A 24,487-nucleotide genomic window follows, 5' to 3' on the forward strand; every position below is an offset into this window, starting at 1 on the left:
GCGACCATGACCCCCTTCCCCGTTCGCGTCATCCATGATGACGATCAACTGGCCGCCGCCTTGGCCGCCTACGAGGCGTTCTTCGACGCCGAGCCCGAGCCTGGCACGCCGGAGGGGGATCGCTTCGAACTGCTGGGGCTTGTGATCGCAGCCTATGAGGAACGCCGCTGGCCGGTCGCCGCCACGAACCCGCTCGAGGTCATTCGTCTTGTGATGGAGGGGCGTGGCTACACCCAGGCCGACTTCGCCGCGCTTCTGGGATCCCGTTCGCGCGCTTCGGAAATCCTGAACGGGCGTCGCGGGCTATCCGTCGAACATATCCGCACCATCAGCGCGGCATGGCGCATCCCGGCGGCGGCTCTGATCGGCACGGCCCAGGCCGCCTAGAACGACGGCGCGGCAGGCGGGTGGGGGGCTGCGTCAACCCGGATAACCGCAGCCCCGCCCCGGTCTCGCCAGGGACCTGGCGAGGCGGCTGCGGCCCCGTTTTCGCGGGGATGACAATCGACGGGTCTCTGCGGAGATGACACTCCGCGCTCAAGCCGTGAGCGACCGCGTCGCGAGCGATAGCGCCCTTAGCTAGATGTAGCGACGCAGGCTGCGGGCCAGCTCTTCCTTGCCGCCGCGCTTCATCTGCGGCTGGTAGGCGACGCGGGCGTGTTCCTGACAGTAGACGCCTTCCGAGGCGCGACGGCCGCAGAAGCTGAACTCGGTCGAGGACGGGTCCCCGATCGGCCATTTGCACATGTGGGCGCCCAGGGTCATCACCGTGGCGGTGCCGGGCATTTCTGCGACGGCCGGCAAGCTGGGAGTCGTCACGACCGGGCGCGGCACGGCCTGGGCGGCCTCGATGCGCCGCGGCGCCGACGGCTGGGCCGGGGGCGTGGTGCGGGTACGGGCCGGGCGGAAGGCGGTGGCGGTGCGCGCCGGCTGAGACGGGGTCGCGCGACCCGACAGGCCGAGGCGGTGGACCTTGCCGATGACGGCGTTGCGGGTAACGCCGCCGCCCAGCTGTTTGGCGATCTGCGAGGCGGATTGCCCCTCGAGCCACAGCTTCTTCAGCGCGCCGACGCGATCTTCGGTCCAGCCTGCGGTCATGCCACCCTCCGGGGTACAGTTTTGATTCAACATTTGGCGCCTGGAGCCCCTCCCGGGTCCCGTCAGCCACAACTAATCGTAAACGAGACCTTAACAGACGCAAGATGTGCGAATCAGTCGTCCACAGAAACCACATCTTGAATCGGTGTTCGCTGAGCCGGCCCAAGCGCGGCGATACGGAACATGCGCGGGCGGGCCGGGTTGAGGCTCTATGTCCAACACGCCTCTCGTCGACCCGCCGATCACGCGTAAGCCTCTGACTCCATTGGCGGGCGATGGCTGCGTGAGGGTGGTCGATCCGCCGGAGATCGCCATCACCATGACGCCCGACGCCGCCGAGATATCGGGCCTGCGACTGATCACCGAGGCGGACGAGGCGCGGCGCAGGGTTAACCCTCTTGCCTGAGCCCTTGCGTGTCGTGTCACGCGGCGGCATCTGACGGCCCATGACCGATCTCGCCTCCACCCGACCCTCCGGCCTGCCGACCCCGCGCCACTACGCGGGGGTCAACTGGATCGGGGTGCAGACCCTGTACCTGCGCGAGGTCCGCCGCTTCTGGAAGGTGGGGGCCCAGACGGTCGCCGCGCCGGTGGTGACGACCCTGCTCTATATGCTGGTCTTCGTCGTGGCGCTGAAGGGGGCGCGGCCGCCGCTGCACGGCACCCCCTTCGCCGAGTTCGTGGCGCCGGGCCTGATCATGATGGCGATCCTGAACAACGCCTTCGCCAACGCCTCCTCAAGCCTCATCCAGGCCAAGATCATGGGCACCTCGACCGACTTCCTGACGCCCCCGCTGAGCCCGCTGGAGTTGACCATCGGCTTTTCGCTCGGCGCCGCGACCCGGGGCATCGTGGTCGGCCTGGTCACGGCGATCTGCGTCATGCCGTTCGCGCGGCTGGGTCTCTACAATATCGCGGCCATCATCTGGTTCGGCCTGATCGCGTCTCTCCTGATGGGGATGGTCGGAGTGCTGGCCGGGCTGTGGTCCGAGAAGTTCGATCACCTGTCGGCGGTCCAGAACTTCGTCGTCATGCCCATGACCTTCCTGTCGGGCACCTTCTATCTGGTCGAGAATCTGCCCGAGCCCTTCGCCACCATCAGCCACTGGAACCCCTTCTTCTATCTGATCGACGGCTTCCGCTACGGCTTCATCGGTCATGCCGAGGGCAGCCTGCTCGTCGGGGTTGTGATGAGCGCGGTCCTGACGGTGGCGTTGGCCGTCGCCTGCTGGCTGGTGTTCAGGTCCGGCTGGCGGCTCAAAAGTTAACCCTCTCCCGGTGGGAGAGGGCTTGAGGCTCGCAGAGCGCAGCGATGCGCCAAGCCGAAAGGGTGAGGGTCCTGCCACTCCCTGGTTAGCGCCAACCCCTCGCCCTTTCGCGTTTCCAATCGCTGACGCTCCTGGACGCTCAAGCCCTCTCCCGCCGGGAGAGGGAAAGCAGTGGTGTTGACTCACCCCCGCTCCCATCCGACAACCGCCACTCCTGAAAAGTCCCGTCGCACCCGCGCCGGGGCTTCGTTTCTTTTGGAGGTCTTGCTGTGTCCGGTCATCTGATGGGTGTCTACAATCGCGCGCCGCTGGAAGTGGATCGCGGGCGAGGCGCGCGTCTGTGGGCGACGGACGGGACCGAATATCTGGACTGCGTCCAGGGCATCTCGACCAACGGCCTGGGCCACGCCCACCCGGTTCTGGTTGAGGCCGTGAAGGCCCAGGCCGAGAAGCTCTGGCACGTCTCCAACATCTTCAAGATTCCGGGTCAGGAAGAACTGGCCGACGCCCTGACTGAGGCCAGTTTCGCCGACGTCGTCTTCTTCACCAATTCGGGCACCGAAGCGGTCGAGTGCGCCCTCAAGACGGCGCGCAAATACCACGCCGCCAACGGCCAGCCCGAGCGGATCGATATCTACGGCTTCGACGGCGCCTTCCACGGCCGGACCTATGGCGCGATCAACGCGGCGGCCAACCCCAGCTACACCGAGGGCTTTGGGCCCAAGATGCAGGGCTTCCACCAGCTGACCTGGGGCGACCACGAGGCGCTCAAGGCCGCCATCGCCGAGCCCACGACGGCGGCGATCATCGTCGAGCCGGTGCAGGGCGAGGGCGGGTGCCGGGCCATGCCCGACGTCTGCCTGCGCGGACTGCGGGACCTGTGCGACCAGCACGGCGTCCTGATCATCTTCGACGAGGTCCAGTGCGGCATGGGCCGGTCCGGCAAGCTGTGGGCCCATGAATGGGCCGGCATGTCCCCCGACATCATGGCCATCGCCAAGGCTCTCGGCGGGGGCTTCCCCATCGGCGCGTGCCTGGCCACCACCGAGGCGGCCACGGGCATGACGGTCGGGGCCCACGGCTCGACCTTCGGCGGCAACCCCCTGGCCATGGCGGTCGGTCTGGCGGCCTTCAAGACCATCAACTCCGACGAGATCCTGGGCAACGTCAACGAGATCGCCGGCTATCTGAAGCAGCAGCTGCATGGGCTGAAGGAACGCTTCCCCGACGTGATCGAGGACGTGCGCGGCAAGGGGTTGCTGATCGGGCTGAAGCTGATCCCGAACAACCGCGAGTTCATGGGGTGGGCGCGCGACGAACAGCACCTGCTGATCGCCGGCGGCGGCGACAACTGCGTGCGCATGCTGCCGCCCCTGAACCTGACGCTGGACGAGGCCCGCGACGCCGTCGAACGGCTTGAGCGCACCTGCGAAGGCGCGCGGACCAAGATCAAGGCGGCGGCGTAATGATCCCTCTCCCGTTGGGAGAGGGCTTGAGCCTCGCAGAGCGCAGCGATGCGCCAAGGCGAAAGGGTGAGGGTCGTGCCTCACCGGTTCGCACCCGACCCTCACCCTTTCACGCAAGACCGATCGCCTGACGGCTCTCGGGCGTTCAAGCCCTCTCCCACAAGGAGAGGGGGGAGACTGAACATGACCCGCCATTTCCTCGACATCCACCGGCTGGAAGCGCCCGAGCTGCGCGCCATCCTCGACGACGCCCATGCCCGCAAGGCCGCCCGCAAGGGCAGGCCCCAGGGCTGGGTCGATGCCGATGCGCCGGCGAAGGATCGCGTCCTGGCGATGATCTTCGAGAAGAACTCGACCCGCACCCGCTTCAGTTTCGACGCCGCCATCCGCCAACTGGGCGGCGACTCCATCATCGCCAATGCCGGCGACATGCAGCTGGGTCGCGGCGAGCCGGTCGAGGACACCGCGCGCGTCCTGTCGCGCATGGTCGACGCTGTGATGATCCGCGCCAACAGCCACGAGGACGTCGAGCGGTTCGCCCGGGTCGCCACCGTGCCCGTAGTCAACGGCCTGACCGACCGCTCGCACCCGTGCCAGATCCTGGCCGACATCATGACCATCGAGGAGCAGCGCGGTCCGATCGAGGGCAAGACGCTGGCCTGGATCGGCGACGGCAACAACGTCTGCCACAGTTTCATGCACGCGGCGCCGAAGCTGGGCTTCCACCTGAACGTCGCCTGCCCGGCAGAGTATCACCCGAACCTTCACGACCTGGCCAAGGGCGGCAACGCCGTGACCCTGACCAGCGACCCGCGCGACGCCGTGCGCGGGGCGGACGTCGTCGTCACCGATACCTGGGTGTCGATGGGCGACAGCGACTACGAGGCGCGTCTGCACGCCTTCGAGAGCTACACCGTCGACGAGGCCCTGATGGACCTGGCCGATCCGGACGCGGTCTTCCTGCACTGCCTGCCGGCGCACCGCGGCGAGGAGGTCACCGACGCGGTGATCGACGGACCCCGATCGCTGGTCTGGGATGAGGCCGAGAACCGCATCCACGCCCAGAAGGCCGTGCTGGCCTGGTGTTTCGCGGGCTGACCCGATTGCCGGCATGAAAAGGGGCGCCGTCGCGAAACGGCGCCCCTGATCTTTGCGTGGTCGAACCTACTGCAGGTTCACGTCAGCGACCCCGCCGGCGTCCGGCGTCGTCTTCGTCAGATTGGCCCTGGCGATCTCGAAGGCGAACCTGACCAGACCGCCCTTGTTGACCCAGACGCGGCCGTCGTCGGCGTCGAAGCGCAGGATGGTCAGGTGTCGGTCGTCCTTGCCGTCCGGATACCACGCGGCCAGCACCGGGTTCCAGTAGCGGTCGACGATCTCGCGGTCATTGCCCTGGACCGACAGCTCGCCATGGATGCAGGCCCAGGTGTTCTGGTCCTTCGAGCCGTAGTGGAACATGGCGCTCTGGCCGCCGCCGACCCCGGCGTCCTTCGCCAGATCGGTGTCGTCGCGGGTGAAGAACCAGATCGTGCCGGTCTCGGCCTCGCGGAAGGCGGTCATCGGCTGGGCGTGATAGCCGGGCTGGTCGAGGCCGAGCAGGCCTGTGTTGGAGTCCTTGAGGGACTTCCAGAACTCTTTTTCGGCTTCGGCGGAGGTGAGTGTATCGGCCATGTCGGGCTCCTGCGGTTTGCGTTGGGTAGGATAACCGCCGGACCGCGCGCCTGTTCCGCCTCAGGTCCGGGGCGTGACCCCCATGAGCGTTCCGATGTGGACCATCAGCAGGAAGGCCAGCGCTCCAGCCAGCAGCATGATGAACCGCCAGGGCACCATGCGCGGCTTCAGGAAGTCGCTCGGTCGCGCGCCCCGCCAGCCGGCGAAACCGGCCACGATCAGGGCGCCGGCCAGCAGCGAGAGGGTCAGGGTCATCGACATGGGCGCGATGTGGCGGCAAGCCCCCGGATGCGCAAGCGGACCCTTACCGGGGTCTTAATCTTCACCGCTCGTTAACCACGTCGGCGCGATGAGATGAGGTGCGGCGGAGCCTATCCACAGGTGATTGGCCAACCATCAAGATGTTGGGGTTAACCACACGTTTACACCCCGGATATGGGCGATTAGCGTGATGCCTATGGGTCGGGAGTCGAATCAGTGAGCGCAGCCGCTGCGCCTTGGAGCGTAAAGGGGATCGACCCGAAAGCGCGCGAGGTCGCCAAGGATCTGGCGCGCCGTTCAGGCATGACGCTGGGCGAGTGGCTCAACACCATGATCATGGACGACGAGGACGACGGCGTTCAGCCGTTGCCGCGCCGTCCGCACGCCGCCGAGACGTTCGATCGTCGCGGCCGCTCCCGCCGCCTCGACGACGCCTATGAGCCCGAAAGCCGCAGCTACGGCCGCGACGACGAGACCCTGCAGCGCGTCGCCGCCTCGGTCGACGCCATCGCCGCCCGTCTTGAAGCCGCCGAGCGTCGCTCCACCATCGCCATCCAGGGTGTGGACCAGGCCGTATCCGGCCTCGTGCGTCGCATGGAGGCGCAGGACCAGCAGGCGGGCCAGTACGGCCGCCGCATCGACGATATTTCCGACGAACTGAAAGAGGGCCACAAGCGCCTTCGCAGGTTCGAACAGGACGTCGGCCCCCAGACCGTCGAGACCATCGCCAAGGTCGAACAGGCTGTCGGCGGCCTCGCGGGTCGTCTGTATGACATCGAGGAGCGTCAGCGCTCGGGCCTGAACGAGGTGCGTCAGCGTTTAGACGGTGTCGAGAAGGTTGATGCCTGGGGCAAGACCGACACGGCCGTCGCCGCCCTGACCAGCCGTCTCTACGATCTTGAAGAGCGCAACCGCGCCCACAGCCAGACCCTGCTTCAGCGTCTGGAGGCCGTCGAGAAGGTCGCCGGTCCGGGCGCCGGTTCGGATATGCTGGCGCGCGTCGGCCAGCGACTGGATGCGGCGCAGAGCCAGACGACCGAGGCCCTGCGCAATCTGGAGCGCTCCTTCGCCGGCCTCGACCAGCGGCTGCGCGCCGCCGAGACCCGCGTCGAGCCCGAAGGCGTCCGCGAGGCCGCCCGGTTCGAGAAACTGGCCGAGACGCTCTCCCGCCAGGTCGACGCCAACCGCACCGAGATGATGCGCCGGCTGGAGACCGCCGAGAGCGAGGGTCGCATGGCCCGCATCGAGGCGACCATCGCCTCGCTCGGCGAACAGGCGCGTTCGGCCGAGCAGCGTTCCGCCCAGGGCATCGATGCGATGGGCCGCGAGGTCCTGCGCATCGCCCAGAACCTGGACACCCGCGTCGACCGCATCGAGACCGTCGGCGACGCGCGTCTGGAGAAGTTCGAGACGGCCCTGACCAAGACCGTGTCCGACAAGATCGAGCGGGACATGGGCCGCTACGGTCAGGCGATCGAGCATCGCCTGAACCGCGCCGACGACCAGCACGCCATCGCCCTGGAAAAACTGGGCGTCGAGATCACCCGCATCTCCGACCGCCTCGCCGACCGTATCGCCCAGTCGGAACGCAAGTCCGCCCAGGCGCTGGAAGACATTGGCCGCCGCATGGGCGAGGGCGCCGAACGCATCGAGCAGCGCTATGACCGCGCCTCCGGCGAACTGGCCGAGCGCATGCGCCTGTCCGAAGAACGCACGGCGAAGCTGCTGGCAGAGGCGCGCGAAACCCTGGACCAGCGTCTGGCCGAAACCGCCGCGCCGATGCCTGCGCCGGTGTTTGACCCGACCCCGCAGCCCTTGCCGCCAGCCGCCGAGTTCGCCCAGCCCGACTGGCGCTCCGCCGCCTTCCCGGCCGAGGACTTCGCCTCGGCTGATGACGGCTGGTCGATTGATTCCCTCTCCGCCGATATCGAACCCTTCCCGGAGGCCCCCTCCGAGACCGCGCTCGCGCCCGAACCTGTCGTCGCCTCCCTGGGGGCCGAAGACAGCTTTGACGCCCTGCCGCGACGCTTCGAGCCGGTCGCGTCCGAGCCGACCCCGTTCGGTTCGGCGGTCCAGCCCTTCGGCGGTTTCGGCGGCGCCGACGTCAGCGACGCACTGGATGCCATCGCAGAGATCACGCCCCAGTCTGCGGATCAGGCCGCGCCGCAGGCTGCCTTTGCCGGGGTGGTCGCCGAGGCCTTCCCGTCGGCCCGCACCTTCGATGGCGGCGATGATGACTTCGCGGCCGAGACCGAGTTCGTGGATGCCCGTCGCCTGCGCGCCGGTCTGGGCGGCGGCGCCGCCGCCGGCCGCGCCGCCTCGACCCGCGACACCATCTCGGCCGCCCGCGCCGCCATGAACACGCCGGGCGCCGCCGAGCCCGCCCCCCGCGCCAGCTTTGGACTGGGCGGCCTGAAGAAGGGCGGCAAGTCTCGTCTGCAGGAGCGGCTGGACAAGCAGGCCTCGCGCGATGGCACGGTCAAGAAGGCCTTCCTGGCCTCGGTCACCGGCGTGGCCGTCGTCTGCGGCCTCTACGCCACCGGTCGGCTGACCGGCTATGAGATCATGGATGTCGGCCAACTTCTGGGTCAGTCGAGCGGCGAGGCCGAGGCGACCCCGATCGCCGCCCTGGCGCTCAGTCCGGCCGATGCGCCCCTGGACGCCGCGCCCGCCGATGCGACCGAGGCCCAGACCCTGTTCGCCCAGGCGACGGAACAGCTGGACCGCAATGATCCGGCCGGGGTCGAGACCCTGACCCGCGCCGCCAACCTGGGCGAGCCCCAGGCCCAGCTGAAGCTGGCCGGTCTGTATCAATCCGGCGAGAACGGCGTCGCCGCCGACCTTGAGGAAAGCCGCCTGTGGGCCCGACGCGCGGCCGAGGGTGGCGACGCACGCGGCATGCACGCGTTCGGCATGTATCTGTTCGACGGCGTCGGCGGCGCCCGCAACCGGGCCGAGGCGCTGGACTGGCTCAGGAGGGCCGCGGACCAGGGTCTGGTCGACAGCCAGTACAATGTCGCCCGCATCTATGATAACGGCGACGAGGGCATCGCCCCCAATCCGACCCAGGCCTATCGCTGGTACCTGATCGCGGCCCGCGCCGGCGATCCCCAGGCCCAGGCCGCTGTCGATCGGCTGGCCCCGACCCTTCCGGCGGCGGCGCGACAGACCGCCCGCGCCCAGGCCGAGGCCTTCGCGCTGGAACCGCTCGCCTGACCGTTTAACAGGGTGGTCCTGAAAACGCCGTCCGACTAAGACACCTTCGCTCGCCTTCCGGCGCTTAAGCTTATCCGTTCCAGCCGAAGGCCCGCCCTTTGGAGATCTATCTGCCGATCGCCGAGGTTTCGGTGAACTGGCCGCTCCTGGTTCTGCTGGGCGCGCTGGTCGGATTCGTGTCCGGCCTGTTCGGCATCGGCGGCGGTTTCCTGATGGCGCCGGTGCTGGTCTTCCTCGGCATCCCCCCGACCGTGGCCGTCGCCAGCCAGGCCAGCCACGTCGTGGCCTCCTCAACCTCCGGCGTGATCCGGTACACCGGCCAGGGCGCGGTCGATTTCCGCATGGGCGGCATTATGGCCGCGGGCGGCGCCGTCGGAGCGATCGGCGGGGTCGAACTGTTCCGTTACCTGCGCCTGCTGGGCCAGGCGGATCTGGTCGTGGCGCTGTCCTACCTCGTTTTCCTCGGCGCCATCGGCCTGCTGATGCTGCAGGAAAGCCTGACTGAAATTCTCCGCCGTCACCGCGGCGAGATCGCCCCGCACAAGGAGCGCCGTCGTCCGTTGTGGCTCTATGGCCTGCCGTGGAAGGTGCGCTTCCCCAAGTCGGGCCTCTATATCAGCGCCATTCCGCCGTTCGGCCTCGGCGTCTTCGCCGGCGTGCTGTCGGCCATCATGGGGGTCGGCGGCGGCTTCATCCTGGTCCCCGCAATGCTCTATGCGCTGCGCATGCGGGCCGGCGTGGTCGTCGGAACCAGCCTGTTCCAGATCATCATCACGACCGCCATCACCACCATCCTTCAGGCCGGCCGCAACCAGACGGTCGACATCGTCCTGTCCAGCCTCCTGCTTGTCGGCGGCGTGGTCGGCGCCCAGCTGGGCGCGCGTTATGCGGGCCGGTTCCGGGCCGATGTCCTGCGCGCGGCGCTGGGCCTGCTGATCCTGTTCGTCGGCATCCAGATGGGGCTGGACCTGTTCGTCCGGCCGTCCGACATCTTCCTTCTGGCGCCCGGGGTGTCGGACGGATGATCCAGACGCCACCCCCGCCGCCGCCCGCGATCGAGGCGCCCGCCCCTGAGATGTCCGTCGGGACGCAGGGAGAACTGCGCGTCGCCGCCGCCCTGACCGATGCGCGAGTTCAGGTCGATTCCAGCTTCCAGGGGGCGAGCATCGTCCTCTACGGCGCGGTGTTCAATCCGACCGACGACCCGACCGACGTGGTCGTCGTGGTGCGCGGGCCCGACGCCCCGATCCGTCTGGTCAAGAAGACCCGCAACCTCGGCGTCTGGCTGAACAGTCGTCCCGTCCTGTTCGAGGGCGCGCCCGGCTTTTACATGACCGCCTCGACCCGGCCGCTGCCGGACATCGCCGGCTTCGGGCAGTTGAGGCGTCTGGGCGTCGGGGTCGATCACCTGCGCATCGACGCGCCGGAGGAGAGCCGCACAGTCACCCGCTACGGCGTGCGTGACGTGGTGATCTCGCGGCTTGGCGAGGACTATCTCGACTGGCGCCGCGCCGTGATCCGGCTGAAGGAGGCGGCGGCGCTGTATGACACGGATCCCGACGGGGTCCGCTTCGTTGATCGCGGCCTGTTCCGCGCCCAGGTCGAGCTGCCGGCGACCGCGCCGACGGGCGAATACCATGCCGAGGTCTGGCTGTTCCGCGACGGCGAACCGGCGGGCGTGTCCAACCTGACCCTGACGGTCGAGAAGGTCGGCTTCGAACGCGACGTCTACGAGTTCGCGCACCGACGACCGTGGAGCTATGGCGTGCTCTGCGTCCTGCTGGCGGCAGGCATGGGGTATCTGGCGAGCAGGGTGTTCCGGAGAAGCTGATGGATCGGGCTCGACTGACGGCGTGGACGCTGACGCTCGCGGGACTGATCCCCTTCATCGGATGCGCCGCCCTGGTGCTTCTGACGCCAGACGGCGCGCGGGTCTGGGTCGAGCCGCTGACGGTCTATGGCGCGATCATCCTGTCCTTCCTGGGCGGGGCTCGATGGGGGCGGACGATGGCGGGTCCGGAGCCGGACTGGCTTCAGCTGGTGCTCAGCAATCTGCCGGCGGTCGCGGCCTGGTTGACCTTCCTTCCGACCGTGCCCGATGAGTTTCAGCTGCTGGTCATGATCTTCGGCCTGATCGCCATGCTGTACTGGGACCTGAGGACCGCGCCGGCCTGGTACCGGGACCTGCGGCTGACGGCGACCGGCGGCGCGGCGCTCAGCCTGCTCGTCGTGATGCAGTCCTTCTAGACCAGCCCGTTCCACGCCAGTGCGTGGACCCGGTCCTTGCCCAGCGCCGCCGCCATCGGCGGTTCCGCGAACAGCCCGGCGATGGCCGCGTCCCGCACGTTCAGTCCTCCGGTGAAGGCCCCGAAGGCCGGCAGGATCAGCCGTCGCCCGTCGGTGACGAAACACGGCCGCCGCACCATCCGCGCATGGGCGACGACGCGCGCGCAGGGGTGCAGGTGGCCCGCCACCTCGCCGTCCTCGGCCTCCGGCATCGGCTCGTGGGTGAGGGACAGGGCGCCGAGCCGCAGGTCGCCGACGACGCGGCCGGGCAGGCCCGAGACCGCATCCCCATCCGCCGCCGTCAACGCTTCGCGATCATGGTTGCCCTCCAGCCAGACCCAGTCGCGCCCGAGGGCCAGCCGGTCCAGCCGTGTCCGGTCGTCCGCCGCCATCCGCCCGATGGACCGGCTGTCGTGGAAGCTGTCGCCGAGCAGGACGACGCGCTCGGGCTTCCGTTCGGCGATCTCCGCCTCCAGCCGATCCAGCGTCGCGCGGCTGTCGTAGGGCGGCAGCATCTGACCGCGCGCCGCGAAGGCCGAACCCTTCTCCAGGTGCAGGTCGCCTGCCACCAGTGTCCCATGGTCGGGCAGCCACAGCGCGCCCGAACAGCGCAGCACGCAGAGCTCGCCCATGACCCGGACCGACAGCGACCCGCACGGTCGCCGCGCCGGGGTCAGTGTCGCTCGCAGGGCGGCGTTCATGCCGCGCCCATCAGTTCGGCCCCGCCTGGCCTCGGATGGGCGTCTTCCATGACCTCGTCGATCAGGTCCTGGGCCGAGGCCTCCAGAATCATGTCGGCCGCGTCGCCGCCGACCCGCTCGCGCCCGATCATGACTAACACCGGGACACAGAAGGGCGAGGCCCGCTCCAGCGGCGCGTGGCGGATGTGTCCCGCGATCCGGTTCAGCAGCTGGCCCAGACGCGCGACGTCCAGCAGGCCGGACGCGGCGTCGGACCGGGCGGTTCTTAGCAACAGGTGATCGGGCTGGTGGCGGCGGAGCACGTCGTAGATCAGGTCCGTGGAAAAGGTCACCTGGCGCCCGGTCTTCTCGGCTCCGGGCTGTCGACGCTCGATCAAGCCGGAAACGAGGGCGCAATTGCGGAAGGTGCGCTTCATCATGAAACTCTCCTCCAGCCAGGCCTCCAGGTCGTCGCCCAGCATGTCGGGCTGGAACAGGGCGTCCCAGTCCAGGCCGTCCATCGGCTTGATCGACCAGATGGCGAAGGCATAGTCGGTGACGACGAAGCCCAGCGGCCCGACGCCCAGCCGGTCCAGCCGGCGGGTGAGCAACATGCACAGGGTCGAATGCGCCAGCCGACCCTCGAACGGATAGGCGACCATGAAATGGCGGCTGCCGCGCGGGAAGGTCTCGATCAGCAGACTGTCGGCATCGGGGATCATCGACCGCTCGGCCTGCAGCTCCAGCCATTCCTGCACATCGACGGGCAGGACGCGCCAGTGATCGCGGTTCTGGATCATGGCCCGGACGCGGGCGGCCAGCGAGGTGCCGAGCGGGAACTGCGACCCGCCCCAGGACGGGATCTTGGGGTCCTTGTCGGTCGCATGGGTGACCAGGGCATCCATGCCGTTGATGCCCTGAAACGCCCAGACCTGACCGGCGAAGACGAAGGTGTCGCCGGGCGTCAGCTGTTCGAAATACCACTCCTCGGCCTCGCCGACCTTGCGCCCGCCGATCAGCTGTTTCGAAGCACCGCCCCGCTGCGAGGCGACCTTCACGTTCAGCGTCCCCGCCGCCACGATGGCCCCGACATTCATCCGGTGGCGCTGGGCGATCAATTGATTGCGGACGGTCCACTGGCCCTCCGGCGTCCGCACGATCCGCGCGAACCGATCATAGGTGCGCAGCGCATATCCCCCGGTGGCGACGAGATCGACCACCTCCTCGAACGCCTCATAGCTCAGGCCGCGATAGGGCGCGCAGGACGCGACCTCGGCGTGCAGGGCCTCCAGATCGAACGGTTCCGAACAGGCCACGCCCATGACGTGCTGGGCGAGGGTGTCCAGCGTGCCGATGTGGTGCGGTTCCCAGTCGAAGGCGTTCTCGGCCACGGCCTCCTTGGCCGCCTGGCATTCCAGCAGCTCGAACCGGCTGGCCGGCACCATCAGGGCGCGCGACGGTTCGTCCAGCCGGTGGTTGGCCCGTCCGATCCGCTGCACCAACCGGCTCGAGCCCTTCGGCGCCGCCATCTGGATGACCAGGTCGACGTCGCCCCAGTCGATGCCCAGATCCAGCGTCGAGGTGCAGACCACGGCCCGCAGCTCGCCCCGCGCCATCGCCGCCTCGACCTTGCGCCTCTGCTCCGCCGCCAGCGAGCCGTGGTGCAGGCCGATGGCCAGGTTGTCGTCGTTGATGGCCCACAACTGCTGGAACACGAATTCGCACTGCCAGCGGGTGTTGACGAAGACCAGGGTCAGGCCCGAGCGCTGGATCGCCTCATAAACCTCGGGGATCGCATGCTGGCCCGTGTGCCCGGCCCAGGGCACGCGTCCCTCTGACACGAGCACGTCGATGATGGGAACGGCGCCGGGATCGCCTTTTACGATCACGACCCGATCTCCCCCCGTTGGGGGGAGTGGCGGCGAAGCCGACGAGGGGGGTCCGGCCGCAGCCCATCCTCTGGGGCTGGCCCCCTCCACCGCTTCGCGGTCCCCCTCCCCCAGTGGGGGAGGATCGTGCGGACCGAGCCACTGCGCAATCAAGTCCGGATCGTCGATGGTCGCCGACAGGGCCACCCGTCTCAGCCCCGGCGAAAAGCTCTGCAGCCGCGCGAGGCCGAGGTTCAGCAGGTCGCCCCGCTTGCCCGACCAGATGGCATGCACCTCGTCCAGCACGATGCATTTCAGGTCGGCGAAATAAGCCCGCGCTCCGCCCCAGGCGCAGAACAGGGCCAGTTGTTCGGGCGTGGTCAGCAGGATGTCGGGCGGGTTGTCGCGCTGACGCTGTTTCTTGGATTGCTTGGTGTCGCCGGTGCGGCTCTCGACATGGATGTTCAGCCCGATCTCGCGGATCGGCGTCATCAGGTTCCGCTCGACGTCGGTCGTCAGCGCCTTCAGCGGCGAGACATAGATCGTATGGATGCCGCTGCCCGGCCCATGCGGCGGCCTCGGCCCGCGTTCGGCCAGGTCGATCAGGCTGGGCAGGAACCCCGCCAGCGTCTTGCCGCCTCCCGTCGGCGCGACCAGCAGGGCGTGGGACCCTTTCTGCGCGGCCGCGATCATCTCCAGCTGATGCCTGCGGGGGCTCCAGCCGCGAGACACGAACCAGTCGGCGAACAGGGGAGGGAGGCTGGCGGTCATTCGCTCCACGGCGACAGCAGCTTGCAGCCGCTGTGCTCGAAATGGCGAATGTTGCGCGTGACGAGCACAAGGTCGTGAACAAGCGCGGTGGCGGCCAGCAGCTCATCGGTGATGCCGACGGCGATGCCTGCCGTTCGATAGGCTTCCGCCAAGGGCGCCCATCGCTCCACGACCGTGAGTTCGACGGGTATGAGCCGGTCGTGATACTCGGCGATGATGCCTTTGATCCGATCCTGCAGGATCTCGCCGCGCGGGTCCGGCCCCAACCGCAGCGCACCGCGACGCATTTCGCCGATGGTCAGGACGCTGACATGAAGCCGATCATCGACGTCGTCTTCCGGCGCACCCACCGAAGCGAACCATTCCATGAAACCCGAATTCGGCCGGGACCTCAGCGTCTCGCTGATCGCATTGGTGTCGAGCAGAAACTTCAAAAAGAGAAATCTCTTGCCGGCCGTGGGTCGCGTTCGATCTCGACATCGTCGAGCCGAGGACCCGTCAACAACCACTCCTTGAACGTCGGCTTGCGCTCCGACAGCCGACGGAACTCGGTTTCGGACACAAGCATATAGCGTCCTCGGCCTTCGACGGGGACGGCCTGCGGACCCTCGTCGTCAACCTTGGCGGCCAGAGCTTTCAGCCAATCATCGTTCAAGACGATCTTGTTCATGGCACTGAGCTTACCGCATTTCATGCGCTCGAACCAGATGTTCCCGTTCCGTTTCATGCCGTTCGTCGCTATCTATCGGACGTGTCCGACGAATCCGTCCTCTCCAACCGCAGCCTGACCGGCGCCGAGCCGTGGCTCGTCCTGCCGCCCGCGCTGGCCGTGCCGCCGGGCGCGGGGGCGATCTGCGACGACGAGGGTGCGCGGAAGATTGGGCGCGGCGCCGCTGAGGGCGTATTTACTGGTGGGCCTGTGATGGTGGCCCACGCCTCGCTGACGGCGCGCAGGCTGGGCCTGTCCGCCCCGCCCCGGTCCAATGACCTTCTGGACGTGCTGGAGCTGTGGGCCTTCGTGCGGCCAGCGACCTTCTGCGCCCCGTCGCCGAGCGGGCTGGCCCTGGCGCTCGGCATGGCCGAACCCAAGGGCGCGGAGGCCCAGGCCGCCGCCCTGCGCGCCGCCGCCGCCGTCCTGTTGAAGGAACTGGCCGACCCCGCCTATCCGCACCGTGAGGACGCCTTCACCCTGGCCGAGACGCTCGCCAAACCTTCCGGGGGCAGCGCCGGCTGGTCCTGGGCGTGGCGGGTGTCGGGCGCGCTTCAGGCAGGGCCGCTCCGGGCGCGCCAGTATCGCGGTTCCGGCCTCGACGCCTGGTCGCGGCTGACGGAGTGGGAGGACGAGGCGCCGCGCGGGGAGGCAGGGTCCGCTCCGGTCGATTCCGAATCGGCCCGCATCCGGCTCGAGAAACTGCTGCAGGCCTCGGGCCTCGACGAGATGCGCCCGACCCAGTCCGACTATGCCGCCGAGGCCGCCTATGCCTTCTCGCCCCGCAACGAGGAGGGCCGGCCGCGCATGCTGCTGGCCGAGGCGGGCACCGGCACCGGCAAGACCCTGGGCTATCTGGCCGCCGCCTCCCTGTGGGCCGAACGCAATCAGGGGGCGGTGTGGGTCTCGACCTATACCCGCGCCCTGCAACGCCAGATCGACCGCGAGAGCGCCGCCCTCTGGCCCGACCCGGTCGAGCGCAAGAAGAAGACCGTCGTCCGCAAGGGCCGGGAGAACTACCTCTGCCTGCTGAACCTTCAGGACATGGTCCAGGCGGCCCAGCTGGGCAATGGCGACCTGATCGGCCTGGCCCTGACCAGCCGCTGGGCCCTGCACACCCGCGACGGCGACATGACCGGCGGCGACTTCCCCGGCTGGCTGCCCGGCCTGTTCGCAGTGGAGTCTGCAAGCCCAGCCTCGGCCGGCAACCTCGTCGACCGGCGCGGCGAATGCGTCCACGCGGCCTGCCCCCACTACCGAACCTGTTTCGTCGAGAAGACCATCCGCGCCAGCCGCCGGGCGGACCTCGTCGTCGCCAACCACGCCCTGGTCATGACCCAGGCCGCCTTCGACGGCGCCCGCTCGGCGCGTGGCCTGAAACAGGACGGCGAGACCGCCGCCCTCAAACGCATCGTCTTCGACGAGGGCCACCACCTGTTCGACGCCGCCGACAGCGCCTTCTCTGCCTGTCTGTCGGGTCAGGAGGCGGCCGAGCTGCGTCGCTGGATCCGGGGGCCGGAGGGACGTGGCCGTCGCGGTCGCGGTTTGGAACAGCGACTGGGCGATCTGTGCGCCGACAACGAGGCAGCGGCCAGGGCGCTTCAGGACGCCATCCGCGCGGCCGCGGCCCTGCCGGGGGAAGGCATCTCCGGGCGCATCGCCCCGCCGTCGGGCGAGGTGAACCCCGTCGGCCCGATCGAACAGTTCCTGATGGCCGCGCTGGAACAGATCCGGGCACGCACGTCGGAGGCCGCGCCCTCGGCCAGCTCGGAGTTCGGCACCGAATGCGCCGTCCGCCCCGCGACCGAACCCCTGCTGGAGACCGCGCGCAGCGCCGCCCAGGCCATCGCGGCGGTAGAGGCCCCCCTGTTGGCCCTCGCCCGGCATCTGGAGGACATCCTCGACGACGAGGCGGCCGAACTGGACGGCTCCGCCCGCGCCCGCATCGAGGGGGCGCTGCGCGGCCTCGACCGTCGCGCCCGCATGACCCTGCCGGGCTGGCGCTCCATGCTGGCGGCGCTCCAGGACGGTGGCGATGAACCGGACCCCGACTTTGTCGACTGGCTTTCGGTCGAGACGGCGTTCGGCCGCATCCACGACGTGGCCCTGCGCCGTCACTGGATCGACCCGACGGTGCCGCTGGAGGCGGCCGTCATCCTGCCCGCGCACGGCGTGCTGGTGACCTCCGCGACCCTGTCCGACCCGATCGCCGAGGCGAGCGGAGGCGACCTGTTCGGCATGGCGCGGATGCGCACCGGGGCCGCGCGGCTGATCGAACCGGCGCGCACCCTGAAGGTCGAGAGCCCCTTCGACTATGCCTCGAACAGCCGGGTGATCGTCGTCAACGACGTGGGCAAGGACGACCCGCGCCAGACGGCGGCCGCGATGCGCGAACTGTTCCTGGCGGCCGGGGGCGGGGGCCTGGGCCTGTTCACAGCCATCCGCCGGTTGAAGGCCGTCTACGAACGCCTCGGCCCGGACCTGGCCAAGGCCCAGATCCCCCTCTACGCCCAGCATGTCGATCCGCTGGAGGTGGGGGCCCTGGTCGACATCTTCCGCGCCGAACAGGACAGCTGCCTGCTGGGCACCGATGCGGTCCGCGACGGCGTGGACGTGCCCGGCCGCAGCTTGCGTCTTCTCGCCTTCGACCGCGTCCCCTGGCCTCGTCCCGACCTGTTGCACAAGGCCCGGCGCGAGAAGTTCGGGGCCAAGGGCTATGATGACGCCCTGGCCCGCGCCCGCATCGCCCAGGCCTTCGGGCGGCTGATCCGGCGGGCGGACGACAAGGGGGTGTTCGTCATGCTGGACGCGGCCACGCCGACGCGATTGTTCGCCGCCCTCCCGCCGGGGACGGAGGTGCAGCGGATGAGCCTGGTCGAGGCGATCGAGCTGACGAAGAGCTTCTTGTCCTGATCCTTCATCCCTTGCGGGAGAAGGGGCCAGTCAGCGCCTCACATCGAAGGCCAGCAGCAGGGTCTTCTGGACGAAGTTGTCATTGTCGTCGCTGAGCAGATAGATGCGCGTCCCCGTCGCGGTCGGGACCGCGGCGATGCCTTCGAAATTGTCGGTCGAGGCCGGTGGGCGCAGGTGGATCAGGGGGTCCGACAGGGTCCCGTCCGGGGCCATTCGGCGGACGCGGGCCTGCATGTTGAGCGGGGGCGTGAACAGACGCTGGACGATGAACCAGCCGCCCGCCGGGTCGACATCGGCTCCGGTGGTCAGGAAGCCATCCGTGTATGCGGTCGGGGCGTTGGGCAGGGGCTCGCAGGCGTCGGCGTCGCAGAGCCAGGCGCCGCCGGCCTCGCCGAGCGCGAGCCAGTGGCCGTCGGGGGCGGGGGCCAGGCCCTCGATTCCCTGATTGTCCTCGAACGGGTGACGGGGCGTGGAGACCAGGACCGGCCGGTCGTTCGCCCCGACGCCATAGGACCAGATGCGGTGATCGCGCTCGAAACTGATCAGGACCCGGCCGTCGGGGAGCAGGGCCAACCCTTCCGCATCGGCATTGGCCTTGGGCGTCAGGACGGCGCCGTCCGGGCCGGTCAGGGGGCGGCTTACGGCGCGGTCGGCCGAGGTCAGGCGGCCGTTGCGGTCGAGCCGGATCGTGAAGCGGACGAGGTCGCCGAAATCGCTGACGACCCAGGCCCGGTCGCCCTGCATCTTCAGGTCGGACAGGCCGTGCAGTCCAGGCCCGCGAAGGATCAGGCCGCCCCCATAGGTGACGCCGGGCGCCAGGGTCGCGCCGCCGATGCCCAGGGGCACATGGCGGGCTTCCATGCGGAGGGCATGGTCGGGACCAGTGACCCGGCCGGGCATCGAGGTCGCGATCGCCGCGCAGGCCGCCATGCCCATGAGGGCCAGCGACGCCGCTGCGCGGAAAAGCAGCCGCATCACGCCGCGCGCTTGAGGCGACGGCCGCCATTCTTCGCCCCCTGTTTCGGGGCCGCGTCGAACAGTTCGGCCAGTTTCTCGATCATGACGCCGCCCAGCTGTTCGACGTCGACGATGGTGACGGCGCGGCGATACCAGCGGGTTACGTCGTGGCCGATGCCGATGGCTATCAGTTCGACCGGGGACCGGGTCTCGATGTCCTCGATCACCTTGCGCAGGTGTTTGTCGAGATAGAGGGCGGCGTTGGCGGACTGGGTGGAATCGTCGACCGGCGAACCGTCGGAGATGACCATCAGGATCTGGCGCGACTCGGGCCGGGCCTTCAGCCGGTCGTGGGCCCAGGTCAGGGCCTCGCCGTCGATATTCTCCTTCAGCAGGCCTTCGCGCATCATCAGGCCGAGGTTCTTCCTGGCCCGGCGCCAGGGGGAATCGGCGGCCTTGTAGATGATGTGGCGCAGGTCGTTGAGGCGGCCGGGCATCGACGGCTTGCCGGCTGTGATCCAGGCCTCGCGCGCCTGTCCGCCCTTCCATGCGCGGGTGGTGAAGCCGAGGATCTCGACCTTGACGCCGCAGCGTTCGAGCGTCCGCGCCAGGATGTCGGCGCAGACCGCCGCGACCATGATCGGGCGGCCCCGCATGGAGCCGGAGTTGTCGAGCAGCAGGGTGACGACCGTGTCGCGGAAGGGGCTTTCCGATTCCATCTTGAACGACAGCGGGCTGGTCGGGTCGGTGATGACGCGGGTCAGACGGGCGGTGTCGAGCACGCCCTCTTCCAGATCGAAGGCCCAGGACCGGTTCTGCTGGGCCATCAGCCGGCGCTGCAGCTTGTTGGCCAGACGGGCGACGACCGACGACAGGATGGTCAGCTGCTGATCCAGCAGCGAGCGCAGCCGCTCCAGCTCCATCGGGTCGCACAGGTCGGCGGCGTCCACGACCTCGTCATAGGCGGTGGTGAAGACCTTGTAGAAGTCGATCGCGCGGCCGTCGTCGGCGTTCTCCTGACGGTTCGGAAGCGCGCCCTCGGCGACGTCCGGGCCGTCGTCGGCGGCGTCGCCGTCCCGCTCGGCGGGGGAGCCGTCGGGGCGAGCGTCGCGGTCCTGTTCAGACGTGGGGTCGTCGGAGGCGCCGTCCATCGACTGGCCGCCCTCGCCGCCGCTCTCGTCCTCCTCCTCGTCCTGGTCCTCGCTGGCCTCGGGTTCCTGGGGATCCGGCTCCTCGTCGCCCTGGTCCTCGGAGGCGTCGTCGCCGCGCCCGTCGCCGGGGTCGAGGTCGAGGGCGCGGAGCACGTCCTTCAGCGCCTTGCCGAAGGCGGCCTGATCACCGGCGGTCTCTGCGAGCTTGTCGAGCTGGACGTGGGCCCTGGCCTCGATGTCGGTGCGGACGAGATCGAGCATGGCCCCGGCGCCGTCGGGACTGCGCTGGCCGGTGACGCGTTCGCGCAGCAGCAGGGCGACGGCCTCGGCGACGGGAACGCGGTCGGCCTCGGTGATCCGCAGGGCGCCCATCTTCTCCAGACGGGTCAGGAGCGCGGCGTTCATGTTGGTGCGGACGCCGGCCAGGGCGGTGGAGCCGTGGGCCTCGACGCGGGCCTGTTCCACGGCCTCGAACACCTCGGCGGCGCGGCTGTCGGCGGGGCGCAAGGTCGAGTGGATCGCCGGGTCGTGGTTGGCGAGACGCAGGGCCAGCCGGTCGGCCTGCCCCCGGATGGCAGCGGTGTCGCCCTCCGACGGAGTGCGCGGCGGATGGGGCAGGGTCAGGACGCCGCCGGTCAGCTTGGGGCCGTCGGAGCCGAACACGACTTCGAGCTCGGACTGTTCCGCGAGGGCGCGGGCCGCATGGGCGAGCGCGCGCTTGAAGACCTCGGCAGGGGTGTCGGCGGGGGGCATGGGGGCTAGTTAGGCGGTCGGGGCTGGAGAGGCCAGAGCAGAGCGTCTCTCCCTCCCCGTTCGGGGAGGGTGGTCGGAGCGCAGCGGAGACCGGGTGGGGGCGGCAAGGTGAAACATCGCAGGTCTGTATCTGCCTCGCCGGCCGTTCCCACCCCGTCGCTGCGCGACGACCCTCCCCCTCGGGGGAGGGAGAAAGCAGTGCTTAAAGTTCCGCGCCCGTCGTGCGCATGATCTCCGCCCTTAGCTCCGGCAGACCCGAGCCCTTTTCGGCCGAGGTCACGATCACCGCCGGGAAGGCGGCGGGGCGTTTGGAGATGGCTTTGAGCGTCGCCGCTTGAACCGTGTCACGCTCGTGCGCCTTGATCTTGTCGGCCTTGGTGAGGACGATCTGATAGCTGACGGCGGCGAGGTCCAGCGCATCAAGCGCCTCGGTATCCACCGACTTCAGGCCATGGCGGGCGTCGATCAGCAGATAGACCCGCTTCAGCGTCACCCGGCCGCGCAGATAGTCGCGGCCCAGGTTCTGGAACTGACGCACCGTCGTCTTCGACGCCTTGGCCCAGCCGTAGCCGGGCAGGTCGACCAGCCGCAGCTTGCCGTCGAGGTCGAAGAAGTTGACCTCCCGCGTCCGGCCCGGCTCGTTGGAGGCGCGGGCCAGCTTGTGCATGCCGACCAGGCCATTGATCAGGCTGGACTTGCCGACGTTCGACCTTCCGGCGAAGGCGATCTCCGGCAGGTTGGGTTCTGGAAGTTGCTCGATCTTGGCGGCGCCCATGACGAAGGTCGCCGGGCGCGCGAACAGAACGCGTGCAGCCTCGACCTCTTCGTCGGAATACTCGGTCAAGCGGGCTTCTTCGTGAGTTTGGCGATCAGGTCGTCGATCGGGTTCTCGGCGCCGAAGCGATGCATGATGAAATACTGCTGGGCGATCGAGAGGACGTTGTTCCACGCCCAGTAGACCAGCAGGCCCGCCGGGAAGCCGGCCATGATGAAGGTGAAGACGATCGGCATCCAGGCGAAGATCTGGCGCTGGACCGGATCGGGCGCGGGCGGGTTCATCGCCTGCTGCAGCCACATGGTGAAGCCGTAGATGATCGCCAGGACGCTGAGCGCCAGGGTGAAGCCGCCGGCGTGCGAACCGATCAGATTGCCGACCAGGGGCACGGACGAGGGATCCCAGGGGATCAGGCCGAACAGGTTCCAGATGTTGGTCGGGTCCGGCGCCGACAGGTCGCGGATCCAGCCGAAGAAGGGCGCGTGACGCATCTCGATGGTGACGAACAGCACCTTGTAGAGGGCGTAGAAGACCGGGATCTGGACCAGGATGGGCAGGCAGCCCGCCAGCGGATTGATCTTCTCCTTCTGGTACAGCTCCATCGTGGCCTTCTGCTGGGCCTGCGGGTCGTCCTTGTTCTGCTCCTTGATCTTCTCCATCAGCGGCTGGAGTTTCCGCATCTTGGACAGGCTCTCGTAGCTCTTGTTGGCCAGCGGGAACATGATCAGCTTGATGGTCAGGGTCAGCAGCAGGATGGCCACGCCGAAGTTGCCGACCAGGCCGTAGAAGAACTCGACCAGCAGGAAGATCGGGCGCGTCAGGAAGAACAGGAAGCCCCAGTCGATCGCATAGATGAAGCGCGGCAGGTCGTACTGTTTCTCATAGGCCGACAGGATTTCGTTGCGCTTGGCCCCGGCGAACAGGTGCTGGACCTCGGTGATCTGGCGACCCGGATCGATCGTCCGCGCCTCGCCCAGAATACGGGCCTCGTGGATGTTGTAGGTCGAGGCGTCGGTGACGCGGAACTCGGCCTGGATCGTTTCGGTCTGGGGCGGGATCAGGGCCGCCATCCAGTATTTGTCGGTGATGCCCATCCAGCCGCCGACGGACTCGAACTCCTCGCGCGGCTTCTTGGCCCAGTCGCCGTACTTCAGCTGGGTGGTGGCGTAGCCGTCGCCCTTGGAGAAGGTGCCGATGGCGCCCTCGTGCAGGATCTGGGTCTTGCCCAGGACCGGCGGCACGCCCTGGCGCTCGATGCGGCCATAGGGGGCGATGACGATCGGGGCGGTGCCGAGGTTGGCGACCGTGTCGGTGACGGTGAACATATATTGCGCATCGAGTGCGATAACTCGGGTGAAGCGCAGGCCCTGTCCATTGTCCCAGGTCAGGGTGACGGGGGTGGTCTCGGTCAGGGTCGAGCCGCCGGTCAGGCGCCAGACGGTGTTCGGGCCGGGAACGCCGCCCGCGACATTGGGGCCGGTCCAGCCGAACTGGGCGAAATAGGCGTGCTCCATGCCCTGCGGGCGGAACAGCTCTTCATAGGGCGAAGAGGGATCGACAGTCTGGCGATAGTTCTTGAGGAACAGGTCGTCGATGCGACCGCCCTGGAGCGACAGGGAGCCCTGCAGCGTCGGCGTGGAGACCGGGATGCGCGGGACCGTGCCCAGCGCCTCGGTGCGATCCGTAACGAATGTCAGCGCGCCCGTGGTCGCGGTGGAGCCGGGAACGGCGTCCGCTGTCGTCCCCGCCGGCGCGGCGATCTGTTCAGCGGCAGCGGCTTCCTGGGCAGCCTTCCGGCGCTCCATCTGCGGGCCCATGACGAAGACCTGGTACAGGAGCAGGATCGCCGCCGTGCACACGGCGAAGATCACCATGTTGCGCGTGTTCTCGTTCTTCATTCGGATCAGCGGTCCAGGTCGTCGGAAAGGGGAACGGGCGTGTCGGGAGAAGGTGGGACCGGGCGGGCCGGTCTGGGGCCGTCGGCGGGGCTCGCGAGCCTTGTAAGCGCCGATTTCACATCGTCAAGCAAACGCTCCCAGGGCCGGTCCGGAGTGCCTTGTCGAGCGATGAAGACATAGTCGCTTCCAGGCACGCCGTGCTGTCCGACCAGGGCGCGGGCGGCCTCGCGCAGGCGGCGCTTGCAGCGATTGCGGACGACGGCCCCGCCGACCTTGCGCGTGGCGGTGAAGCCGATGCCTATCGTCGCATCCCCGTCGGCGCGGTCCAGTCGCTGGACGACCACGGCGCCGCGGGCCTGAGAAACGCCTTTCGCGGCCGCCAGAAACTGGGGCCGCGAGGTCAGGCGATGGATTGTAATGGCAATCGTCATCGATCCCCTCTGATCGAGGGGAAGGCCGCTTAAGCCGTCAGCTTCTTGCGGCCCTTGGCGCGACGCCGCGCAACGATCTTCTGTCCGTTCTTGGTGGCCATCCGCGAACGGAAGCCGTGACGGCGCTTGCGCACGAGTCGCGACGGCTGATAGGTCCGCTTCACGGTCGGCTCCAGGGGTTATGAGTGGCGCGGGGGACGAACGTGTCCTCTGCGGGAAGGGCGGGCGTATAAGCGGAGGGGCTGCGGCTGTCAACGCCGCCGACGACGTCCTATAGCCTGAAAACGCCCAGACCCGTTGAGAATGCTGCCGTTG

23 protein-coding genes are annotated in these 24,487 nt (G+C 68.7%); 10 read left to right on the plus strand and 13 right to left on the minus strand.

What is annotated here, in order from left to right; genetic code table 11:
• Positions 1 to 6: 6 nt before the first annotated feature.
• Positions 7 to 387, plus strand: coding sequence for a helix-turn-helix domain-containing protein (locus ACP7AB_RS09520; protein ID WP_303696409.1), 381 nt, complete (start codon positions 7 to 9; stop codon positions 385 to 387).
• Between the two features lie 192 nt (positions 388 to 579).
• Here the strand turns inward: ACP7AB_RS09520 and ACP7AB_RS09525 are convergent, their stop codons facing one another.
• Positions 580 to 1,098 (minus strand): GcrA family cell cycle regulator, encoded by a 519-nt coding sequence (locus ACP7AB_RS09525; protein WP_303696410.1) that lies wholly within the window; start codon positions 1,096 to 1,098, stop codon positions 580 to 582.
• Between the two features lie 211 nt (positions 1,099 to 1,309).
• Here ACP7AB_RS09525 and ACP7AB_RS09530 point away from each other — a divergent pair, with 211 nt between their 5' ends.
• From ACP7AB_RS09530 to argF, 4 genes are all read left to right on the plus strand, one after another.
• Complete coding sequence (locus ACP7AB_RS09530; RefSeq protein WP_425991889.1) at positions 1,310 to 1,504, plus strand: hypothetical protein; 195 nt, start codon at positions 1,310 to 1,312, stop codon at positions 1,502 to 1,504.
• 40 nt (positions 1,505 to 1,544) lie between these two features.
• A complete protein-coding gene (locus ACP7AB_RS09535) occupies positions 1,545 to 2,366 on the plus strand; it encodes an ABC transporter permease (RefSeq protein WP_425991887.1) in 822 nt (273 codons plus the stop codon).
• Between the two features lie 284 nt (positions 2,367 to 2,650).
• Complete coding sequence (locus tag ACP7AB_RS09540; protein WP_425992043.1) at positions 2,651 to 3,832, plus strand: aspartate aminotransferase family protein; 1,182 nt, start codon at positions 2,651 to 2,653, stop codon at positions 3,830 to 3,832.
• Positions 3,833 to 4,009: 177 nt separating this feature from the next.
• On the plus strand, positions 4,010 to 4,930 hold the full coding sequence (gene argF / locus ACP7AB_RS09545) for an ornithine carbamoyltransferase (RefSeq protein WP_425992041.1): 921 nt from the start codon (positions 4,010 to 4,012) through the stop codon (positions 4,928 to 4,930).
• A 66-nt stretch (positions 4,931 to 4,996) separates the two neighbouring features.
• On the opposite strand, the gene ACP7AB_RS09550 is transcribed toward argF, so the two are convergent.
• Complete coding sequence (locus ACP7AB_RS09550) at positions 4,997 to 5,503, minus strand: pyridoxamine 5'-phosphate oxidase family protein (RefSeq protein ID WP_425991885.1); 507 nt, start codon at positions 5,501 to 5,503, stop codon at positions 4,997 to 4,999.
• A 60-nt stretch (positions 5,504 to 5,563) separates the two neighbouring features.
• Positions 5,564 to 5,764 carry a hypothetical protein gene (locus ACP7AB_RS09555; RefSeq protein ID WP_303696414.1) on the minus strand — a complete coding sequence of 67 codons (201 nt, stop codon included), beginning with the start codon at positions 5,762 to 5,764 and terminating at the stop codon, positions 5,564 to 5,566.
• Positions 5,765 to 5,980: 216 nt separating this feature from the next.
• Between ACP7AB_RS09555 and ACP7AB_RS09560 the strand changes: the two genes are divergently transcribed.
• From ACP7AB_RS09560 to ACP7AB_RS09575, 4 genes are all read left to right on the plus strand, one after another.
• Complete coding sequence (locus ACP7AB_RS09560) at positions 5,981 to 8,980, plus strand: SEL1-like repeat protein (protein WP_426046135.1); 3,000 nt, start codon at positions 5,981 to 5,983, stop codon at positions 8,978 to 8,980.
• Between the two features lie 98 nt (positions 8,981 to 9,078).
• Positions 9,079 to 10,005 carry a sulfite exporter TauE/SafE family protein gene (locus tag ACP7AB_RS09565; protein ID WP_425991881.1) on the plus strand — a complete coding sequence of 309 codons (927 nt, stop codon included), beginning with the start codon at positions 9,079 to 9,081 and terminating at the stop codon, positions 10,003 to 10,005.
• The gene (locus tag ACP7AB_RS09570) at positions 10,002 to 10,811 is read left to right on the plus strand and encodes a TIGR02186 family protein (RefSeq protein ID WP_425991879.1); all 810 of its coding nucleotides are present in this window, start codon (positions 10,002 to 10,004) and stop codon (positions 10,809 to 10,811) included. The genes ACP7AB_RS09565 and ACP7AB_RS09570 overlap by 4 nt, the downstream gene beginning before the upstream one ends.
• Complete coding sequence (locus ACP7AB_RS09575; RefSeq protein ID WP_425991877.1) at positions 10,811 to 11,227, plus strand: DUF3429 domain-containing protein; 417 nt, start codon at positions 10,811 to 10,813, stop codon at positions 11,225 to 11,227. Before ACP7AB_RS09570 ends, ACP7AB_RS09575 begins: the two co-directional genes overlap by 1 nt.
• Here ACP7AB_RS09575 and pdeM read toward each other — a convergent pair.
• From pdeM to ACP7AB_RS09595, 4 genes are read right to left on the minus strand one after another with little or no spacing between them, the layout of a single operon-like run.
• Positions 11,224 to 11,967 (minus strand): ligase-associated DNA damage response endonuclease PdeM, encoded by a 744-nt coding sequence (pdeM, locus tag ACP7AB_RS09580; RefSeq protein ID WP_425991875.1) that lies wholly within the window; start codon positions 11,965 to 11,967, stop codon positions 11,224 to 11,226. The genes ACP7AB_RS09575 and pdeM overlap by 4 nt on opposite strands.
• Positions 11,964 to 14,585, minus strand: a complete 2,622-nt coding sequence (locus ACP7AB_RS09585) for a ligase-associated DNA damage response DEXH box helicase (protein ID WP_426046136.1) — start codon at positions 14,583 to 14,585, stop codon at positions 11,964 to 11,966. Before ACP7AB_RS09585 ends, pdeM begins: the two co-directional genes overlap by 4 nt.
• Positions 14,582 to 15,019, minus strand: a complete 438-nt coding sequence (locus ACP7AB_RS09590) for a type II toxin-antitoxin system VapC family toxin (RefSeq protein ID WP_425992329.1) — start codon at positions 15,017 to 15,019, stop codon at positions 14,582 to 14,584. The genes ACP7AB_RS09585 and ACP7AB_RS09590 overlap by 4 nt, the downstream gene beginning before the upstream one ends.
• Positions 15,016 to 15,255 carry a hypothetical protein gene (locus ACP7AB_RS09595; protein ID WP_425992328.1) on the minus strand — a complete coding sequence of 80 codons (240 nt, stop codon included), beginning with the start codon at positions 15,253 to 15,255 and terminating at the stop codon, positions 15,016 to 15,018. Before ACP7AB_RS09595 ends, ACP7AB_RS09590 begins: the two co-directional genes overlap by 4 nt.
• A gap of 81 nt (positions 15,256 to 15,336) precedes the next feature.
• Between ACP7AB_RS09595 and ACP7AB_RS09600 the strand changes: the two genes are divergently transcribed.
• Entirely contained in the window at positions 15,337 to 18,207 is a 2,871-nt protein-coding gene (locus ACP7AB_RS09600; protein ID WP_425992326.1) for an ATP-dependent DNA helicase, read from the plus strand.
• A 30-nt stretch (positions 18,208 to 18,237) separates the two neighbouring features.
• Here the strand turns inward: ACP7AB_RS09600 and ACP7AB_RS09605 are convergent, their stop codons facing one another.
• The 6 genes from ACP7AB_RS09605 to rpmH form a co-directional block, all read right to left on the minus strand.
• Positions 18,238 to 19,182: an esterase-like activity of phytase family protein gene (locus ACP7AB_RS09605; RefSeq protein WP_425992324.1), complete on the minus strand. Its 945-nt coding sequence runs from the start codon at positions 19,180 to 19,182 to the stop codon at positions 18,238 to 18,240.
• Complete coding sequence (gene cobT / locus ACP7AB_RS09610) at positions 19,182 to 21,068, minus strand: cobaltochelatase subunit CobT (RefSeq protein ID WP_425992322.1); 1,887 nt, start codon at positions 21,066 to 21,068, stop codon at positions 19,182 to 19,184. Before cobT ends, ACP7AB_RS09605 begins: the two co-directional genes overlap by 1 nt.
• 202 nt (positions 21,069 to 21,270) lie before the next feature.
• Positions 21,271 to 21,912: a ribosome biogenesis GTP-binding protein YihA/YsxC gene (yihA, locus tag ACP7AB_RS09615; RefSeq protein WP_425992320.1), complete on the minus strand. Its 642-nt coding sequence runs from the start codon at positions 21,910 to 21,912 to the stop codon at positions 21,271 to 21,273.
• Complete coding sequence (gene yidC / locus ACP7AB_RS09620; RefSeq protein WP_425992318.1) at positions 21,909 to 23,741, minus strand: membrane protein insertase YidC; 1,833 nt, start codon at positions 23,739 to 23,741, stop codon at positions 21,909 to 21,911. Before yidC ends, yihA begins: the two co-directional genes overlap by 4 nt.
• 5 nt (positions 23,742 to 23,746) lie before the next feature.
• Entirely contained in the window at positions 23,747 to 24,172 is a 426-nt protein-coding gene (rnpA, locus tag ACP7AB_RS09625) for a ribonuclease P protein component (RefSeq protein ID WP_303696425.1), read from the minus strand.
• A 29-nt stretch (positions 24,173 to 24,201) separates the two neighbouring features.
• On the minus strand, positions 24,202 to 24,336 hold the full coding sequence (gene rpmH / locus ACP7AB_RS09630) for a 50S ribosomal protein L34 (RefSeq protein WP_013268133.1): 135 nt from the start codon (positions 24,334 to 24,336) through the stop codon (positions 24,202 to 24,204).
• Between the last annotated feature and the right edge of the window lie 151 nt (positions 24,337 to 24,487).

The sequence above is a fragment of the Brevundimonas sp. TWP3-1-2b1 genome (genome assembly GCF_049896165.1).
Classification (GTDB): Bacteria; Pseudomonadota; Alphaproteobacteria; order Caulobacterales; family Caulobacteraceae; genus Brevundimonas; species Brevundimonas subvibrioides_B.

What these genes read in the sequence shown, in the direction of transcription:
- ACP7AB_RS09520 (WP_303696409.1), top strand. Translation starts at nt 7, where the DNA reads ATGACCCCCTTCCCCGTTCGCGTCATCCATGATGACGATCAACTGGCC.
- ACP7AB_RS09525 (WP_303696410.1), bottom strand. Translation starts at nt 1,098, where the DNA reads ATGACCGCAGGCTGGACCGAAGATCGCGTCGGCGCGCTGAAGAAGCTG.
- ACP7AB_RS09530 (WP_425991889.1), top strand. Translation starts at nt 1,310, where the DNA reads ATGTCCAACACGCCTCTCGTCGACCCGCCGATCACGCGTAAGCCTCTG.
- ACP7AB_RS09535 (WP_425991887.1), top strand. Translation starts at nt 1,545, where the DNA reads ATGACCGATCTCGCCTCCACCCGACCCTCCGGCCTGCCGACCCCGCGC.
- ACP7AB_RS09540 (WP_425992043.1), top strand. Translation starts at nt 2,651, where the DNA reads ATGGGTGTCTACAATCGCGCGCCGCTGGAAGTGGATCGCGGGCGAGGC.
- ACP7AB_RS09550 (WP_425991885.1), bottom strand. Translation starts at nt 5,503, where the DNA reads ATGGCCGATACACTCACCTCCGCCGAAGCCGAAAAAGAGTTCTGGAAG.
- ACP7AB_RS09555 (WP_303696414.1), bottom strand. Translation starts at nt 5,764, where the DNA reads ATGTCGATGACCCTGACCCTCTCGCTGCTGGCCGGCGCCCTGATCGTG.
- ACP7AB_RS09570 (WP_425991879.1), top strand. Translation starts at nt 10,002, where the DNA reads ATGATCCAGACGCCACCCCCGCCGCCGCCCGCGATCGAGGCGCCCGCC.
- ACP7AB_RS09575 (WP_425991877.1), top strand. Translation starts at nt 10,811, where the DNA reads ATGGATCGGGCTCGACTGACGGCGTGGACGCTGACGCTCGCGGGACTG.
- pdeM (WP_425991875.1), bottom strand. Translation starts at nt 11,967, where the DNA reads ATGAACGCCGCCCTGCGAGCGACACTGACCCCGGCGCGGCGACCGTGC.
- ACP7AB_RS09585 (WP_426046136.1), bottom strand. Translation starts at nt 14,585, where the DNA reads ATGACCGCCAGCCTCCCTCCCCTGTTCGCCGACTGGTTCGTGTCTCGC.
- ACP7AB_RS09595 (WP_425992328.1), bottom strand. Translation starts at nt 15,255, where the DNA reads ATGAACAAGATCGTCTTGAACGATGATTGGCTGAAAGCTCTGGCCGCC.
- ACP7AB_RS09605 (WP_425992324.1), bottom strand. Translation starts at nt 19,182, where the DNA reads ATGCGGCTGCTTTTCCGCGCAGCGGCGTCGCTGGCCCTCATGGGCATG.
- cobT (WP_425992322.1), bottom strand. Translation starts at nt 21,068, where the DNA reads ATGCCCCCCGCCGACACCCCTGCCGAGGTCTTCAAGCGCGCGCTCGCC.
- yidC (WP_425992318.1), bottom strand. Translation starts at nt 23,741, where the DNA reads ATGAAGAACGAGAACACGCGCAACATGGTGATCTTCGCCGTGTGCACG.
- rnpA (WP_303696425.1), bottom strand. Translation starts at nt 24,172, where the DNA reads ATGACGATTGCCATTACAATCCATCGCCTGACCTCGCGGCCCCAGTTT.